The sequence below is a fragment of the Advenella sp. FME57 genome (assembly GCF_014897675.1).
Taxonomy (GTDB): Bacteria; Pseudomonadota; Gammaproteobacteria; order Burkholderiales; family Burkholderiaceae_B; genus Advenella.
The window spans coordinates 222,807-237,843 of sequence record NZ_JABUXU010000004.1; the positions used below are offsets into that span (position 1 = coordinate 222,807).

At 56.8% G+C, this 15,037-nt stretch carries 14 protein-coding genes; all 14 read left to right on the forward strand.

Going from position 1 to position 15,037, the window contains the following annotated elements:
* Positions 1-126: 126 nt before the first annotated feature.
* The 14 genes from INT32_RS06960 (at position 127) to INT32_RS07025 (ending at position 14,988) form a co-directional block, all read left to right on the forward strand.
* Positions 127-969 (forward strand): phytanoyl-CoA dioxygenase family protein, encoded by an 843-nt coding sequence (locus INT32_RS06960; protein WP_193087998.1) that lies wholly within the window; start codon positions 127-129, stop codon positions 967-969.
* Positions 970-971: 2 nt separating this feature from the next.
* A complete protein-coding gene (locus INT32_RS06965; protein WP_193087999.1) occupies positions 972-2,498 on the forward strand; it encodes a class I adenylate-forming enzyme family protein in 1,527 nt (508 codons plus the stop codon).
* A 36-nt stretch (positions 2,499-2,534) separates the two neighbouring features.
* Entirely contained in the window at positions 2,535-3,467 is a 933-nt protein-coding gene (locus INT32_RS06970) for a phytanoyl-CoA dioxygenase family protein (protein WP_193088000.1), read from the forward strand.
* A 10-nt stretch (positions 3,468-3,477) separates the two neighbouring features.
* Entirely contained in the window at positions 3,478-4,707 is a 1,230-nt protein-coding gene (locus tag INT32_RS06975; protein ID WP_193088001.1) for a serine hydrolase domain-containing protein, read from the forward strand.
* A 44-nt stretch (positions 4,708-4,751) separates the two neighbouring features.
* The gene (locus INT32_RS06980) at positions 4,752-6,002 is read left to right on the forward strand and encodes an ABC transporter substrate-binding protein (protein ID WP_193088002.1); all 1,251 of its coding nucleotides are present in this window, start codon (positions 4,752-4,754) and stop codon (positions 6,000-6,002) included.
* Between the two features lie 86 nt (positions 6,003-6,088).
* A complete protein-coding gene (locus INT32_RS06985) occupies positions 6,089-6,967 on the forward strand; it encodes a branched-chain amino acid ABC transporter permease (protein WP_130303058.1) in 879 nt (292 codons plus the stop codon).
* Positions 6,964-7,947, forward strand: a complete 984-nt coding sequence (locus INT32_RS06990; protein ID WP_193088003.1) for a branched-chain amino acid ABC transporter permease — start codon at positions 6,964-6,966, stop codon at positions 7,945-7,947. Before INT32_RS06985 ends, INT32_RS06990 begins: the two co-directional genes overlap by 4 nt.
* Positions 7,944-8,675, forward strand: coding sequence for an ABC transporter ATP-binding protein (locus INT32_RS06995; protein ID WP_193088004.1), 732 nt, complete (start codon positions 7,944-7,946; stop codon positions 8,673-8,675). Before INT32_RS06990 ends, INT32_RS06995 begins: the two co-directional genes overlap by 4 nt.
* Entirely contained in the window at positions 8,665-9,372 is a 708-nt protein-coding gene (locus INT32_RS07000; RefSeq protein WP_226816637.1) for an ABC transporter ATP-binding protein, read from the forward strand. The genes INT32_RS06995 and INT32_RS07000 overlap by 11 nt, the downstream gene beginning before the upstream one ends.
* Before the next feature lie 246 nt (positions 9,373-9,618).
* Positions 9,619-11,223 (forward strand): glycerol-3-phosphate dehydrogenase/oxidase, encoded by a 1,605-nt coding sequence (locus INT32_RS07005; RefSeq protein WP_193088005.1) that lies wholly within the window; start codon positions 9,619-9,621, stop codon positions 11,221-11,223.
* A gap of 117 nt (positions 11,224-11,340) precedes the next feature.
* On the forward strand, positions 11,341-11,622 hold the full coding sequence (locus INT32_RS07010) for a hypothetical protein (RefSeq protein ID WP_193088006.1): 282 nt from the start codon (positions 11,341-11,343) through the stop codon (positions 11,620-11,622).
* Positions 11,623-12,022: 400 nt separating this feature from the next.
* Entirely contained in the window at positions 12,023-13,009 is a 987-nt protein-coding gene (locus INT32_RS07015) for a tripartite tricarboxylate transporter substrate binding protein (protein WP_193088007.1), read from the forward strand.
* On the forward strand, positions 13,006-13,497 hold the full coding sequence (locus INT32_RS07020) for a tripartite tricarboxylate transporter TctB family protein (RefSeq protein ID WP_193088008.1): 492 nt from the start codon (positions 13,006-13,008) through the stop codon (positions 13,495-13,497). The genes INT32_RS07015 and INT32_RS07020 overlap by 4 nt, the downstream gene beginning before the upstream one ends.
* 9 nt (positions 13,498-13,506) lie before the next feature.
* The gene (locus INT32_RS07025; RefSeq protein ID WP_193088009.1) at positions 13,507-14,988 is read left to right on the forward strand and encodes a tripartite tricarboxylate transporter permease; all 1,482 of its coding nucleotides are present in this window, start codon (positions 13,507-13,509) and stop codon (positions 14,986-14,988) included.
* Positions 14,989-15,037 lie beyond the last annotated feature (49 nt).

A 15,037-nucleotide genomic window follows, 5' to 3' on the forward strand; every position in this document is an offset into this window, starting at 1 on the left:
GAATAAACCATAGGGATAACCATTATGAAAATTGATATACATCAAGGACAAAAACGAACATAATAGAAAATAAGAAATCAATATAGAAAACACTTGTGTTCGTTTTAACTATTTGTACCGTCACAGATGACCCCAACCCCTGAACAACTGATTGAATGCAAGCAACGCTTTGACCGCGATGGCTATGTGGTGCTTGAAAGCCTGATCGCACCGGCCCATGTCGAGCGGCTGAAAGAGGCCTTGCTGTCCGTTGAAGCGCACCACGGTTTTGGATACGCAAAAACTTCGTTTGAAGGGCTCAAGACTGTTCGCATTAATAATTTGCTGGCTTATGACGAGGCTTTCTGGGACGTTCCCCTGCAGCCATCGGTACTGGCGCTTGCCGAGTCGCTGCTTGATCGCGAGCTGCTGCTCTCTTCCCTGTGCTCGCTGACTATGGGGCCGGGTCAGACCGCACAACCGCTGCACGAGGATACACAGCAACTGGCGCTGCCGCGTCCGCGCCCGCCGCTTGCAGTCAATGCAATGTGGGCGTTGAGTGATTTTACCGAAGCCAATGGTGCGACCCGTATCGTGCCAGGCAGCCATAAGCTGGATCATGCGCCCGCGTACGGGATTGAAGTGCAAACCGTTGCAGCGACCATGCCTGCCGGCAGCGTGATGCTGTTTGACAGCGCCTTGTGGCATAAAGGCGGCGCCAATACGACCGATGAGCGTCGCTATGCGCTCTCGTGCTATTACTGTGCGGGCTGGATGCGTCAGCAGGAGAACCTGCTATTGGGTATTCCCCGCGAAACGGCCGCAAAATTTCCGCGCCGCCTGCAGGAGTTATGTGGCTACGGGATATACAAGGGCCAATACGGTCATATCGAAAACAATGATCCGATCGAACTGCTGGGCCAGGAAGGCCGCCCCACGGTGTGGGAAGCGACGGATCGCAAGTTGCAACGACGCCAAGCACAAAGCTGATCATGACGGCTCCAAACGCACTGCAGGGGATTCCTGCGTCGGTCGTACATCTGCTGCGCGATGCCGCGCAAGATTATCCCCGGCATTGGGCCTTGCGCTTCGAGGGGCAACGCCTTTGCTACGCTGACTATGCAGGTATCGTTGGCGCACTGGCGCAGGAGCTGCGTTCCACGGTGGCGCCCGGCGAGCGGGTAGGACTGTTGCTGCAAAACTCGCTTGATCTGGCGATCGTCACCTTTGCTGTCCATGCCCTGAGGGCGCAGGTTGTTGCGCTCAATCCGGGCTACGGTGAACGTGAATTGCAGGCGATGCTGGCCGATGCCGATGTGTGTCTGCTCATCGTCGATGACAGCGTGCGTGTGGATCTGCCAACGGTTTGCAGCTTGCCTGTTGAACGCATCCTGCAGACGGGCAGCAGCGGTTACAGTTTTTTGCGCTTGCTCGATTCACAAAGACCGTTGCCGCAGGATTTGCCTGGCCACGCCGATCTGGCAACGTTGCAATACACCGGTGGCACCACCGGCCAGCCCAAGGGCGTAGATATTTCGCATGGTCATCTTGCAGCTAATTTGCTGCAGCGCGAGGCCCGTCTGTCGACGCGGCCGGGCCAGGAGGTGGTGCTATGCCCCATGCCGCTGTTTCATGTATCGGCCGTGGCGATGTGTCTGCATTTAAGTGCCTTTGCCGCGTCCGAACTGCTTATCCAGCGGCGCTTTGACGCCAGGGCCGCCGTACATGCACTGGTGCATGAGGGGGTGACCTTGATGTCGGGGGCGCCCGCCATTTTTCATGATCTTCTGCGCCAGCCTGATATCGAGCAGGTTAAAGCAGGCACGCTGCGCGCCTGCTTTAGCGGTGCGGCGGCATTGCCTGAACGCACGCTGAGGGAATTTGAACGGCTGACCGGTTGCCCGATTTATGAGGGCTATGGACAAAGCGAAGCTGGCCCCTGTCTTACCTACAATCCGGTGCAAGGTGTGCGCAAGCCTGGTTCCGTCGGCCTGCCTGTGCCTGGCTGCGAGCTGCGCATTGTTGATGAACAGGGCAATAATGTACCCATAGGTGCGGTGGGCGAAATTTGCGTACGAGGGCCACAGGTGATGGCCGGCTATCGCAATCGACCCGATCTGACACAGCAGGTATTGCGGGATGGGTGGCTCTATACCGGTGATCTGGCAAGCCAGGATGAGGACGGCTATGTGTTCATCCAAGGCCGTTGCCAGGAAACGATCAATGTTGGCGGATTCAAGGTGTATCCGCTGGAAGTTGAGCAGACGCTGCGCGCGTGCGCGAGCGTGGGCGACTGCGCAGCGTTCGGCGTACCTGATGAGCGCCTTGGTCAGGTAGTTCACGCCTGGGTTACGCCTGCCCCAGGTTGCGCGCCCAATGAACAGGCGCTGCGCGCATATTGCGCGTCGCAACTTGCGCATTACAAAACACCCAGACGCATTGCCATTACCGACGCGCTTCCGCGTACGGCTGTGGGCAAGCTTGCGCGCAAGGAACTTAAACCCGTTGGCGCGCCATGATCGCGCCGCGTTTTGCAACATAACAAAGGAAGACAGATGCTGAAGAATATCGATATGGACAAGCTCAAGCACCAGCTCGCCGAAGACGGCTATGCGGTGGTTGAAAACGTGCTTGACCAGGACCAGTTGGAGCGCATTCGCGAAGTTGTCGCCAAGCGCATGGCGCATGAGCTGGCCAATCCGCTGCCACTCGATGATGAGAAGCATGAAGACGACGAAGAAATTCGCGCTTACTATAAAAAACACTATACCGTCAGTGACGCCGAAGCCGAGCGCATGGTGGCGCGTATTCACCAGTACCGTCGCGACAACGCCGGCGCGCGCTGGCCCATGCCGATCAGCAAGGTTTCTAAAAATTTCCTGCACCTGCCTACGTTGTTCGATAACGACAATTCGCAGCGCGTCTGGAACCTGCTTACTAAAGAGCCGGAACTCATTCCCCTGATCGAGCACCCGGTTGTGTTGCCGATGGTGCAGCATATGATGGGTGAAGACTGTAACCTGCACGATTTCCAGTCCACCAGCATCGGCCCGCAAACCGGTGGTGGTGCATGGCACGTGGATGCGCCGCTGGGCCAGATTGCCGAGCCGCTGCCAGAGTTTCCGCTGACGCTGCAAAACGTCTGGATGCTGGATGACTTTACTGCCGATAATGGCGCGACACGCGTGATGCCAGGCAGTCACAAGTTGCGCAAGTCGCCGCCGTGGGGCAGCGATCCGCTGGAAGGCGAAGTCACGCTGACCGCGCCAGCCGGTTCCGTCGCAATATGGCTATCGAACACCTGGCACCGTTCAGGCTCGAATCATACCGATGCCAAGCGTCGCGCCATCCTGTGCAACTACAACGTGTCCTGGTTGCGCTTTTTCGCGGACTTTACGTCCACGCTGCCGCCAGAAGTGATTCCTACGCTGTCAGAGCGTGCCAAGTACCTGCTGGGTTTTGGTGCTTGTGCTCCGAAAATTCGTTGATTGCCTACTCATGCAGAAATACAACGTCAGTATTGATCTGAAACGCCCCGACCTCGCGGGCGGGCAAGTCCATGGCTATTGCGCGCCGCAATTTTTGCCTGTGCTGGACGCATTCGTCGAAAATTTTGACGGTGACATCGAGCATGGCGCATCTCTGGCCGTCGAACAGGGCGGACAGACCGTGATCGATGTCTGGGGCGGTTTTGCGGACTTGCCGACACAACGCCCGTGGCAGCAGGATACGGTTGGCGTGGTGTTCTCCAATACGAAGGCGGCAACGGCCTTGTGTGCGCACATCCTGGCCGATGGTGGTGCACTGGATATTGACCAGCGCGTTGCACACTACTGGCCCGAATTTGCCGCACAAGGCAAGGGTGACGTTACCGTGCGCATGTTGTTGGACCATTCGGCAGGCGTGCCTGCGCTTCGGCAGATGCTGCCTGACGGCGCGGTATTTGACTGGACCGAGATGAGCACGCGCCTTGCCAACGAGGCGCCGTACTGGAAGCCGGGAACCAGCGTGGGCTACCATGGCCTGACGTTTGGCTGGCTGGTGGGTGAAGTGGTGCGACGCGTTGCCGGACAGTCGCTAGGGCACTTCTTCCAGGAGCGTGTTGCGAGGCCATTGGGCTTGGATTTCTGGATAGGCCTGCCCGAAAGCGAAGAGCCAAGAGTGGCCAAAATTATGCCGGCCAGGCCAGCGGAGCAGCCGCGCAATGCGTTTGAGCAGGCCATTGCGACCGCGCCCGAGAGCATCAGCAATCTGTATTTTCGCAATACGGGTGGCTGGCGGCCCAGCGGTTTCAATTCGCGCCAGGGCCATGCCGCCGAAATTGGTGCGGCCGGCGGCATCACCAACGCACGTTCTTTGGCCCGCATGTACAGTGCGCTGTCACTGGGCGGCGAGCGCAACGGCGTGCGCGTGATCGGGCATGCAACGCTTGAACGTGCTGCCGAGGTTTCATCGGCAACCAACGAAGACTTGTGTCTGCTGGTGCCGACACGCTTTGCAGCCGGCTTTATGCGCAGTATGGATAACCGTGCACGCGGGCTGGACAGCGCCAGTTTCGGACGTGATGCTTTTGGCCACGTCGGGGCGGGTGGGTCACTGGGTTTTGCCAGTGAGCAACATCGCATCGGCTTTGGCTACACAATGAATCACATGGGAGCGGGCGTGCTGCTTAACGCGCGCGCCGATCGGCTGACGCAAGCCTTGTATGGCGTATTGGCCCGGTCATAAATTTGTAGACATTCTTTTTTAAAAATCAGCAGGAGACATGGTTCATGACCACTCGTAAAAATTTTATCGTTCGCGCCTGCCTTACCGGCGCGCTTGCAATGCTTGGCGTAAGTGCTGCACATGCGGCAGATCCGGTCAAAATCGGCTATCTGATTCCGCTGTCGGGCAGCGCTGCTGCGTCGATCGGCCGTGATATGTCGCGTGCGACGCATCTGGCAGTAAAGCATATCAATGAAAGTGGCGGCATCAAATCGCTGGGCGGCGCCCAGTTAAAGCTGCTGGAGTCCGACACCAGGGGCGATCCGAAAGTGGCGCTGACTGAAACCGAAAGACTGATCACGCGTGAAAAAGTGCCTGTTTTGCTTGGTGCGTTCCAGAGCGGTACCACCTTTCCGGCCACAGCCGTGGCTGAAAAGTATAGTGTGCCTTGGGTGGTAGACCTGGCAGGCAAGGGCGAAATTACCGAACGCGGCTTCAAATACGTTTTCCGTGCCACTCAGGTGCCGGCCGCTGCCAATGCAGAAGGTATGGCTGATTTTGTTGCCTACGCCAGCAAGGCGACCGGCAAGCCGGCAAAAACTGTGGCCATGGTCTATGAAAACACCGATTGGGGCCAGGACATGGCCAATACACTGCGCAAGAAGTTCAAGGAACAAGGCGTGGAAATCGTACTGGACGAAGGCTATCCGCCCAACAGCCCCGACCTGCGTCCGCTGGTCCTGAAAATCAAGGGTCGCAAGCCTGACGTTGTCACGGTCACTTCATACGCTGCCGACGCCGTGCAACTGCACAAGCTGCTGGCGCAAATGCGCGTGTCGGCCATGGGATACATCGGCAGCGCAGGCGGCCAGATCGACAGCGGCTTTCTACCGCAAGTGGGCAAGGGTCCTGCCAAGGGCGTGTTCACGACCAACGGCTGGGCAGGATACGAGTCTGCCGTTACCACGCCTTTTGCCAAGAAGTTCTGGGATGAATTTACCGGGACGTACAAAGCCGAACCCAATGAATTGTCTGTGAGCGCCTATGGTGCGGTGTGGGTGATCAAAGATGCGCTGGAGCGCGCCGGCAAGGCCGAGCCGCAAGCCATCCGTGATGCGCTTGCCACAACCAGCATCAAGGGGACCGATCTGAACAAGCTGCTTGGCTACGACATTGTGATTGATGAGAAGGGTCAGAACCCGCTCAAAAAATTCGTGGTGCAGCAGATCACGCCCGAGGGAGAATACCGCACCATCTGGCCGGAAGATCTGGCGTCCAAGACCTACAAAATGGTCTGGCCTGCCGCCACTTACTGATCAGGACTCTGGTCATCGCTTTGTCGGCTGCCGCCTGATTTGACATCACCGGCAGTCCGCTTTTTTCAAATACGTGAGGATTCGCTTTGAGCATTTATCTTCAAGCATTGCTCGGTGGCATTGCCACCGGAGCAGTATATGGTCTGATCGCGCTTGGGCTGAGCCTGCAGTTTGGCGTGATGAAGATCATCAATTTCGCGCACGGCTCGTTCCTGATGGTCGCGATGTACGTGACCTACTACACCTGTACCAATTTCGGCCTGCACCCGCTGGCGGCGGCGCCCATCGCGGCCGTTGTCCTGTTTTTTGTGGGATGGGCGTGTCAGCGCTTTTTCATCGATGGCATCTATCGCAAGGAATCTTCGCGTGAGCCTATCGGCGTGCTGATCTTCACGACCGGTCTGTGGATCTTTCTGGATTATTTCGCGCTCGCGCTGCTGGGACCCGACAGCCGGATGATTGACAGTCCCTGGTCCAACGAGGTGGTGATCATGGGTGACCTCATATTCACGTATCCGCAGATTGCCGGCTTTGTGATTGCTGCGCTTGTCACCATCGGGCTGGTTGCCTTTATGCGCTATACGGCGCTGGGCCGCGCCATTCGAGCAACGGGCCAGGACCGCGAGGCAGCCAGCGTGCTGGGTATCGACAGCAAGCGTGTCTACCAGCTGTCCTTTGCTATCGGCCTTGGCGTACTGGGTATTGCAGGCGCGCTGCTTTTGCCCATGTATCCGGTCAACCCCTTCGTTGGCGACATCTTTGGCATGCGTGCCTTCGTGATCGTGGTGCTGGGCGGGATCGGCTCGATCGCTGGTGCTTTCTGGGGCGGGATTATCGTGGGCATTCTTGAATCCGTGGGCAGCCAGGTAATTCCGGTTACCTATGCTGAAGCGCTGATTTTCCTGCTGTTCCTGGGCGTGATGTATTTCCGTCCGAGCGGATTGTTTGGCGTGGAGAAAGAATGATGACAGTGCAAGGTTCAAAACATTCATCGCTATGGGGCGCGCTCATTGCCGTGCTGGCGATTGCGCCGTTGTTTACCGGCAGCCAGTACGTGCTGTCGATCGCGGTCATGACACTGCTGTATGCCTATCTGGCGTTGTCCTGGAATGTGCTGGGCGGTATCGCCGGACAGCTCTCACTGGGACATTCAGCGTACTTTGGCATTGGCGCGTATGCCTCGACCTGGTTCTTCGTCAATATGGGCATCAGTCCCTGGATCGGCATGTGGATTGGTGCGGCATTGGCCATTGTTGCGGCGGTGATCGTGGGAATGTCGAGCTTGCATTTGCGTGGCGCATACTTTGCGCTTGCCACCATTGCCTCGGCCATGGTGATCAAAACGCTGGTGGAAAATGCCGATGACCTGCTCGGCGGCCCACGCGGAATGGAAGTAACACTGTTGCGCGATGCGCCGTGGCAATTCCAATCGACCAGCAAAGAGTTCTACTATGTGATCGCGCTGGTATTTGTGGTGCTGGCCTTAGTTATCAACTGGCGCATCCTGCGCAGTCGTTATGGTTACTACCTGGCTGCCGTGCGCAACGACCAGGACGCGGCATTGGCGCTAGGCGTGCCCACCACACGCTATAAGCTTTATGCCGCGATGATCAGCGCAGCCATGACCGCTATCGGCGGCACATTCTACGCCCAATTCGTGCTGTTCGTCAGCCCGGACAAGGTGTTCGGCGCGAACCTGGGCGTGGTGATTGCGGTGGTTTGCATCATCGGCGGCCGGGGTACGCTGTGGGGTCCGGTATTGGGCGCATTGTTGCTGTTGCCAAGCGAAGAGCTGGCCCGCTCATTCTCCGGGGGCCTTCTGGGGGCGGATATGATGCTCTACGGCTTGCTGCTGATGCTGGTGATCTGGTATGAGCCACGCGGCCTGGTCGCGATCTTTCAGCGCTGGTTCAAGCGGCCGGTCAAGCAGGGAGTAACGAAATGACAAGCACGACACTGCTGGAATTTGACGGCGTGGGCAAAAGCTTTGGTGGCCTGCGCGCAATCGATAATGTAAGTTTCAAGGTCAATGATGGCGAGATTGTCGGATTGATCGGCCCCAATGGCGCCGGCAAGACCACACTATTTTCCATGGCCTCCGGATTTCTGAAGCCAACCGACGGACAAATCCGTTTCCAAGGCAAACGCGTGGACGGGTTTGATCCTCCGCATATCTGCCGTGCCGGCCTTGTGCGCACATTCCAGATCGTCAAGCCGTTTGGCGAGATGACTGTGATAGAAAACGCCATGGTTGGTGCATTTTTGCACCATGCCAGGCCACAAGACGCACGCGAGGTGGCTGCCAGGGTGTTGCAGCAGGTCGGGCTGGGCGCCCGTCAGGAGCAGGTTGCCAAAACGCTGACGCTATCGGGCCGCAAGCGGCTTGAAGTGGCCAAGGCGCTGGCTACACATCCGAAACTGCTGTTGCTCGACGAAGTGATGGCTGGCCTGACCAGTGTCGAGACTGCCGAAATGCTGGAGTTGATTCAAAGCCTGCGCGCATCGGGCGTGAGCATTCTGGTCATTGAACACAATATGAAGGCAGTGATGAGCCTGTCGAACAAGATCGTGGTTATTCAGTACGGTAAAAAGATTGCGGAAGGGACACCGGTAGAGGTTGCCAACGATCCGCAAGTGATCTCTGCATACCTGGGAGGCGAGCATGCTGCTTGATGTGAACGACGTAAGTTCGGGCTATGGCGATGTGCAGGTTCTCAATGGCATCAATATCAATGTGAAAGAGGGCGAGATTGTCAGTATTGTTGGCGCCAATGGCGCAGGCAAGACGACGCTGATTCGCGCCATCATGGGCACCTTGCCGGTCACCAAGGGGCAGATTCATTTTGGCGGCAAGCGCATTGACGGCCAGGAATCGCACCTGATTGCGCGGGCCGGCATTGCCCAGGTGATGGAAGGGCGTCGCCTGTTTGGCCATATGGAAGTGGAAGACAATCTGCTGGTTGGTGGAGATATTCTGAACGATAAGGCGCAGCAGCGCCAAAACCTGGAATGGATCTACAGCATGTTCCCGCGTCTGAAGGAGCGTCGCCGCCAACTGGCGCGCTCGTTCAGTGGCGGGGAGCAGCAGATGCTGGCCATCGGCCGGGCGTTGATGACCTCGCCCAGGTTGTTGTTGCTGGACGAGCCTTCCATCGGCCTGGCACCCATTATGGTCAAGGATATTTTTGAAAAACTGCCCCTGATCCAGGGTCGCGGCGTCACGATTTTGCTGGTCGAACAGGATGTGCACCGCTCGCTCAGCATATCGGGCCGCGGGTATGTCATGGAACATGGCGAAATTGTCCTGGCCGGTACGGGGCAGGAGCTACTCAATAACGAGCGCCTGCGGCAAGCCTATATGGGTATCTGACCGTCTGCGCGTGTTCATATACAAAAAGTCTGTTCGCACGCCGCAGCACCGATGCGAAGTATCGGTGCTGCGAACCATATGCTGCGCGCGAAACGCAAAACAAGAGAGTGGGCGAGGTGACGAAGGCTGGAAAAATCGGATGGGTTTTTTACACGCCGATGCATTAACTTCAGACTGTTTGCAATGATGTGCGCGGCTTGCCACGCACAAGACATAGTTACCTAATAACCTGGCCATTGATGTCGTATGACTGTTGAATTAAATACTTTGCCGTTGAAAACCGGGCGTGCCCAATTGCTGGCCCGCCTGGCTGAACCCAAAACCTATGACCTGGCGGTCATCGGTGGCGGTGCGACTGGCCTGGGTGTGGCGCTGGATGCAGCTGCCCGCGGCTTTTCGGTGGTGTTGCTGGAGTCGCATGACTTTGCCAAAGGCACCTCGTCACGGGCGACCAAACTCGTGCACGGCGGTGTGCGCTATCTGGCACAGGGCAATATCGCGCTGGTACGTGAGGCGCTGCACGAGCGTGCCACGCTGCTGCACAATGCACCGCATATTGCGCAGCCTCTGGCTTTCGTCATGCCCTCGTATAAGCTGCTGGACACGCCGTTCTACGGCATTGGCCTCAAGGCATACGACGCGCTGGCGGGCAAGGCCGGCCTGGGGAACACCCAGTTTCTGAGCACTCGCCAGACACGAGCGCTGTTGCCTACTGTACAGCCGCAAGGGCTCAAGGGTGGCGTCAAATACTGGGACGGGCAGTTCGACGATGCCCGGCTGGCGCTGGCGCTGGCTCGAACGGCAGCACGCCATGGCGCACTGCTATTGAACTACTGCCCGGTTACGAAACTGATTCACGACAACGGGCGCGTGGCAGGGCTGGTGTGCGAAGATGGTGACTCGGGCTGCAGCTACCAGGTACGCGCAAGATGTGTGGTCAACGCTACCGGTCCGTGGGTGGATGCCTTACGTGAGATGGACGGCGCCGAATCGGGTCGCGCCACCCGACCCATTGTTGCCCCCAGCCAGGGCGTGCATGTGGTGGTGGACCGGGACTTTATGCCTGGCGACCATGCGCTGCTGGTGCCCAAGACGGCAGACGGCCGGGTGCTATTTGCCGTGCCATGGCTGGGCAAGGTCATTCTTGGCACCACGGACACGCCACGTCACGACCTGGCCCGCGAGCCGGCGCCCTTCCAGGCCGAACTGGACTTTATCCTGAGCGAGGCGGGGCATTACCTGAACCGTCGTCCCACTATGGCCGACGTGCGTAGTATGTGGGTGGGTCTGCGCCCGCTGGCCCGGCCCCAGGGCGACGATGGCGAAAATACCAAGGGTATCAGCCGAGAACATACTGTACTCACCAGCGCCTCTGGCATGGTGACAGTCACGGGTGGCAAATGGACAACTTACCGTGCCATGGCCGAGGATGTCCTGCAAGCATGCTTTACCGCGGGAGCGTTGCCCACCCGTGCGGGCGGGGTCACTGTAAATTTGCCACTGGTTGGCGCGCCACCCGACGGGACCACGCAGCACAATATGCATATGCCGCAGGGCCTGCATTCCTACGGCAGCGAGGCCGCTGTCGTAAACGCGCTGCCCGGTGCCGACCGCTGGCTGACCGACGGCCTGAGCGAGGCCATGGTGCGTTTTGCCGTTAGCCACGAGTATGCCTGCACCGTGGAGGATGTCCTGGCGCGACGCTCGCGCTTGTTGTTCCTTGACGCCAGGCAGGCCGCGGCTGTCGCCCCGCAGGTCGCTGCCATCCTGCAGCAAGCGCTGCAGCAGGATGAAGTGGGACTGCCGGCGTTTCTGGCACTGACACAACAGTATATGGGTCAGAATGATTGAGCTTTTGCATAAAGCTCGATTGTCTCGGCGCTTGCGCTGTCCCTGTCGCAGTACATATGGGCTACAGCAAACACACTGACAACTTCAGATCTCCTGAACAAGCAATGCGATATCGACATGGCGGCACACCTATGGGGTGACACCAATTTACAAATCGCGGAGCATTTCTCCGACAAGCAAGGTTCCAATACTGACAATGATGGTGCCATGTGTTCGAAGTACAGTGTATTAGCCTCGTTTATGAACAATGGGCCGTTGCCACTGAAAAAGCCGACCGCTGCTGCACGCTTCTTTTGGCGCCTCACGTTGCGCGCCGGAATGAAATGGCACGATGCCTGGCCGGGTAATTTCAACATGCCCGGGCAGCCACCCCTTATGGTGGCCAGATCTCTGTCGTGAGGCTGCACTTTATTCATCTTGCTTAGAACAAGTAATACGCTCGAAGCCCGCAATCGCTGGCATGCGTCAACCCAAGCGCTGACCCGTGCGTCCACGTTCAAACACTGCCAGAAGACATTTCCGACCTCCCGAACTTATCGGCTTATCGCTGAAGAAAAACCTGCATTGCGGGTTTTTACCTATTTTATAGTGGTTGTAAATGCAGCAACTCTTGTGTATTCTGAGCTTTGCTCGACGCCGGTCAGGCGCAGTAGCTGGCTCTAATGGTGCTATTTAAAGCGACAGGAGCCCCAATTAATATTCTAGCGGCTTCACTCCATTCGGTCGTTCTCTGCTACCAGGGACGGGACAAGCACATCGCAACTGCGAGGAGGTCGTATAAAAAGGAGACACCATCCATATGAAAAGCTTAAAAAACAAGTTGCAGCGAGCGTGCGCATTCGCTTTATTTGCAACCAGCATATTGCTATTGCCGTTTGTGGCGCGCGCCGATGATTTTCCGACCAAGCCTATTACCATTGTGGCTCATACCGCTGCGGGTTCGTCGACGGACCTGTTTGCACGAGAGCTCGCCCAGGCAGCGACCCCAATTTTTGGCAAACCCGTGGTTGTCGTTAACAGACCGGGCGGAAGTGGTGCAACTCAAATGGCGCTCATTAGCTCAGCGGCACCGGATGGGTATACCGTAGGGGTGAACACCAGTTCTCACGTCACGGCGATGCTGACGAACCTGAAGGGGACTTACACTCCGGCGGATTTTTCGTGGATTGTACTCAATCAGATCGATCCCTATATTCTCGCCGTCCATGCTGATAGTCCATATAAATCACTTAAAGACTTGGTTGAGGCGGCAAAAGGAGGGCAACGAGTGAAGATAGGAGGATATGGTGCAGTGGGTGCCTCCCACAATATCGCAGTACAAATATTCGCCGACAAGGCTGATATGCCTGTTACCTGGGTCAGTTACCCCGGTTCGGGAGATGCCGCGACTGCTGTATTAGGCAAACATATCGATGCTGTCAGTATCAACCCGGGCGGTACGCTCGCCTTCGTGGCCGCAGGACGCATAAAGATTCTAGGGGTGATGAGTGACAGTCGGGTCAGCAGTCTTCCTGATGTCCCGACTTACGCAGAGGCGGGTTATGACGTCGATACCTCCTGGAAACAGATACGAGGCCTGTACGGCCCGAAAGACATGCCTGAAGATATTCAGAAAAAATTGGCTGATGGCTTCCGTAAAGCCATGGAGACGCCGCGTTTTAAAGAGTATATGAAGCGTTCTGCCCTGGAAGCCGGTGATCTGGGCCCCGGCGAGTACCGAAGCTTCATTGACGATGCCACGAAAAAAACACAACAATGGTTAACCAAACTGGGAATTACCCAATGAGTCCGGAGCTGACCAATTCATCGGATAAAGCGCCCGCTGTGCTGATGTTAAACGGGAGGGTTGCGCTGGTTGTTGTGGCACTGCTTAGTTTGTGCTGCTTTACCTGGATGGCCTGGCAGAGTACGGCTTTTCCTGCGGCGTTTAATAGCGCGGAAGTGGGCGCAGCTCGGGTGCCACTTATTGCTTGCACCGGTGGAATTCTGACCAGCATCGGATTGATCGTACACGCGATCCGTCGAAAGTTCGACAGCATGGCAACTATTGCCATACGAAAGCCGTTAGGCGTTTTGGTCGCGTTAGCGCTGACAATTCTATGGGTTTGGGGGATGCCTCATATAGGGTTTTATCTTGCTTCGGTCGTCGTCGTGCCGCTCATCATGCTGGCCGGGGGAGAACGACGTCCGATGATGCTGGTGCTATCAACAATTGGTTTCGTTGTATTCGTGCATGTGTGCTTCTCTTTTCTGCTGGACATCGAGTTTCCTTAGGAGTTTGCTTTGATAGAGAGTCTTGTTACAGGGTTCGGGCTGGTGCTCCACCCTTATGTCCTACTTGCGCTGTTCGGCGGAACGATAGTCGGATACATTATCGGAGCAATGCCAGGCCTGGGGCCAAGCCTGGGAGTTGCGCTTTTGGTTCCGTTCACCTATGGTGTTGATCCGGTGGTAGCGATGGTGGGTTTGGTAGGCCTCTATATGGCTGCTGAATACGCAGGGGCAGTAACCGCAGTCATATTGAATACCCCGGGTACGGCAGCAGCAGTAGCAACAGCCTGGGACGGGTACCCGATGGCAAAAAAGGGCGAGGCAGGGTGGGCTTTGCACGTGTCAATCATCAGTTCAGGTATTGGTGCCCTGCTCAGTGCGATTCTTTTGATTGGTACAGCCATACCGCTTTCCGAGTTTGCCTTGAGATTCGGTCCGCCGGAATATTTTGCGCTTGCGCTCTTTGGCCTCAGCTTGGTTACAAGTCTCGGCGGCAGCTCGGTTCTTCGCGGGCTGCTCTCTTTATTCCTCGGAGTCGCAATAGCAGTCATCGGTATGGATCCTGTCACCGGGATCCCGCGATTTGCTATTACCTCAGAGTTCTTTGAAGGAATCCCCTTGGTGCCAATGCTGCTGGGCTTATATGCCGTGTCCGAAGCATTGTACATGCTGGAGGGATCTACTGCCAAAACGCTGAAGGTGACCATAGGGAACGTGTTGTCCCTGCACTTGTCTCGCTACCGTCCCTTGATGGGGACAATTTTGCGAAGCTCGGGCATCGGATACTTTATTGGTGTTATACCTGGCGCCGGTGCTTCGATCGCTTCCTTGATTGCTTATAGCCATGCCAAACGACGCAATGGAAACAATGAGCCGGCTTTCGGAGAGGGTAATCCGGCGGGTGTTGCCGCGTCGGAGGCGGCCAACAACGCCGCAGTTTCGGGCGCACTGGCGCCCTTGCTTGCCCTGGGTGTTCCGGGCTCTGCTACTGCGGCGGTCTTAATCGGTGCATTAATGATTCAGGGTATCCAGCCTGGCCCTATGCTGTTTGTGAACAACCCTGAGATTCCTTATTCAGTCTTTGCCTCTATTCTTATCGGCACTCCACTTATGGTTATTGTGGGCTTGCTGGGTGCCAGGCTTTGGGTGAAGGTAACGGCAGTCCCGCAATCACTTCTGGCAGCACTTGTCATTGGTATATCGATCGTTGGCGCCTTTGCTTCTACTAACTCGATGTTTCCGGTGTATGTCACGCTGGTTTTCGGCATCATCGGTTATGTTCTTCGCAAGGTGGATATCCCGACCGCTCCGATTGTTCTCGCGCTTGTGCTCGTTCCCATGGCGGAGGCCAATTACCGCAGGGCGCTTGTCGTAGCCGACGGCAGTCACACCATTTTCTTTCTAAGTCCGATCAGTCTTGTCCTTCTGCTTGCTGCTGCCTCTTCGTTTCTGGTGCCATTGATCAAGAGATACCGGCAATCAAGAAAGAATTGACAGTTGACGTTGGCTGTGGAAACATTCCCTGCGAAGCAGACCCACGTAG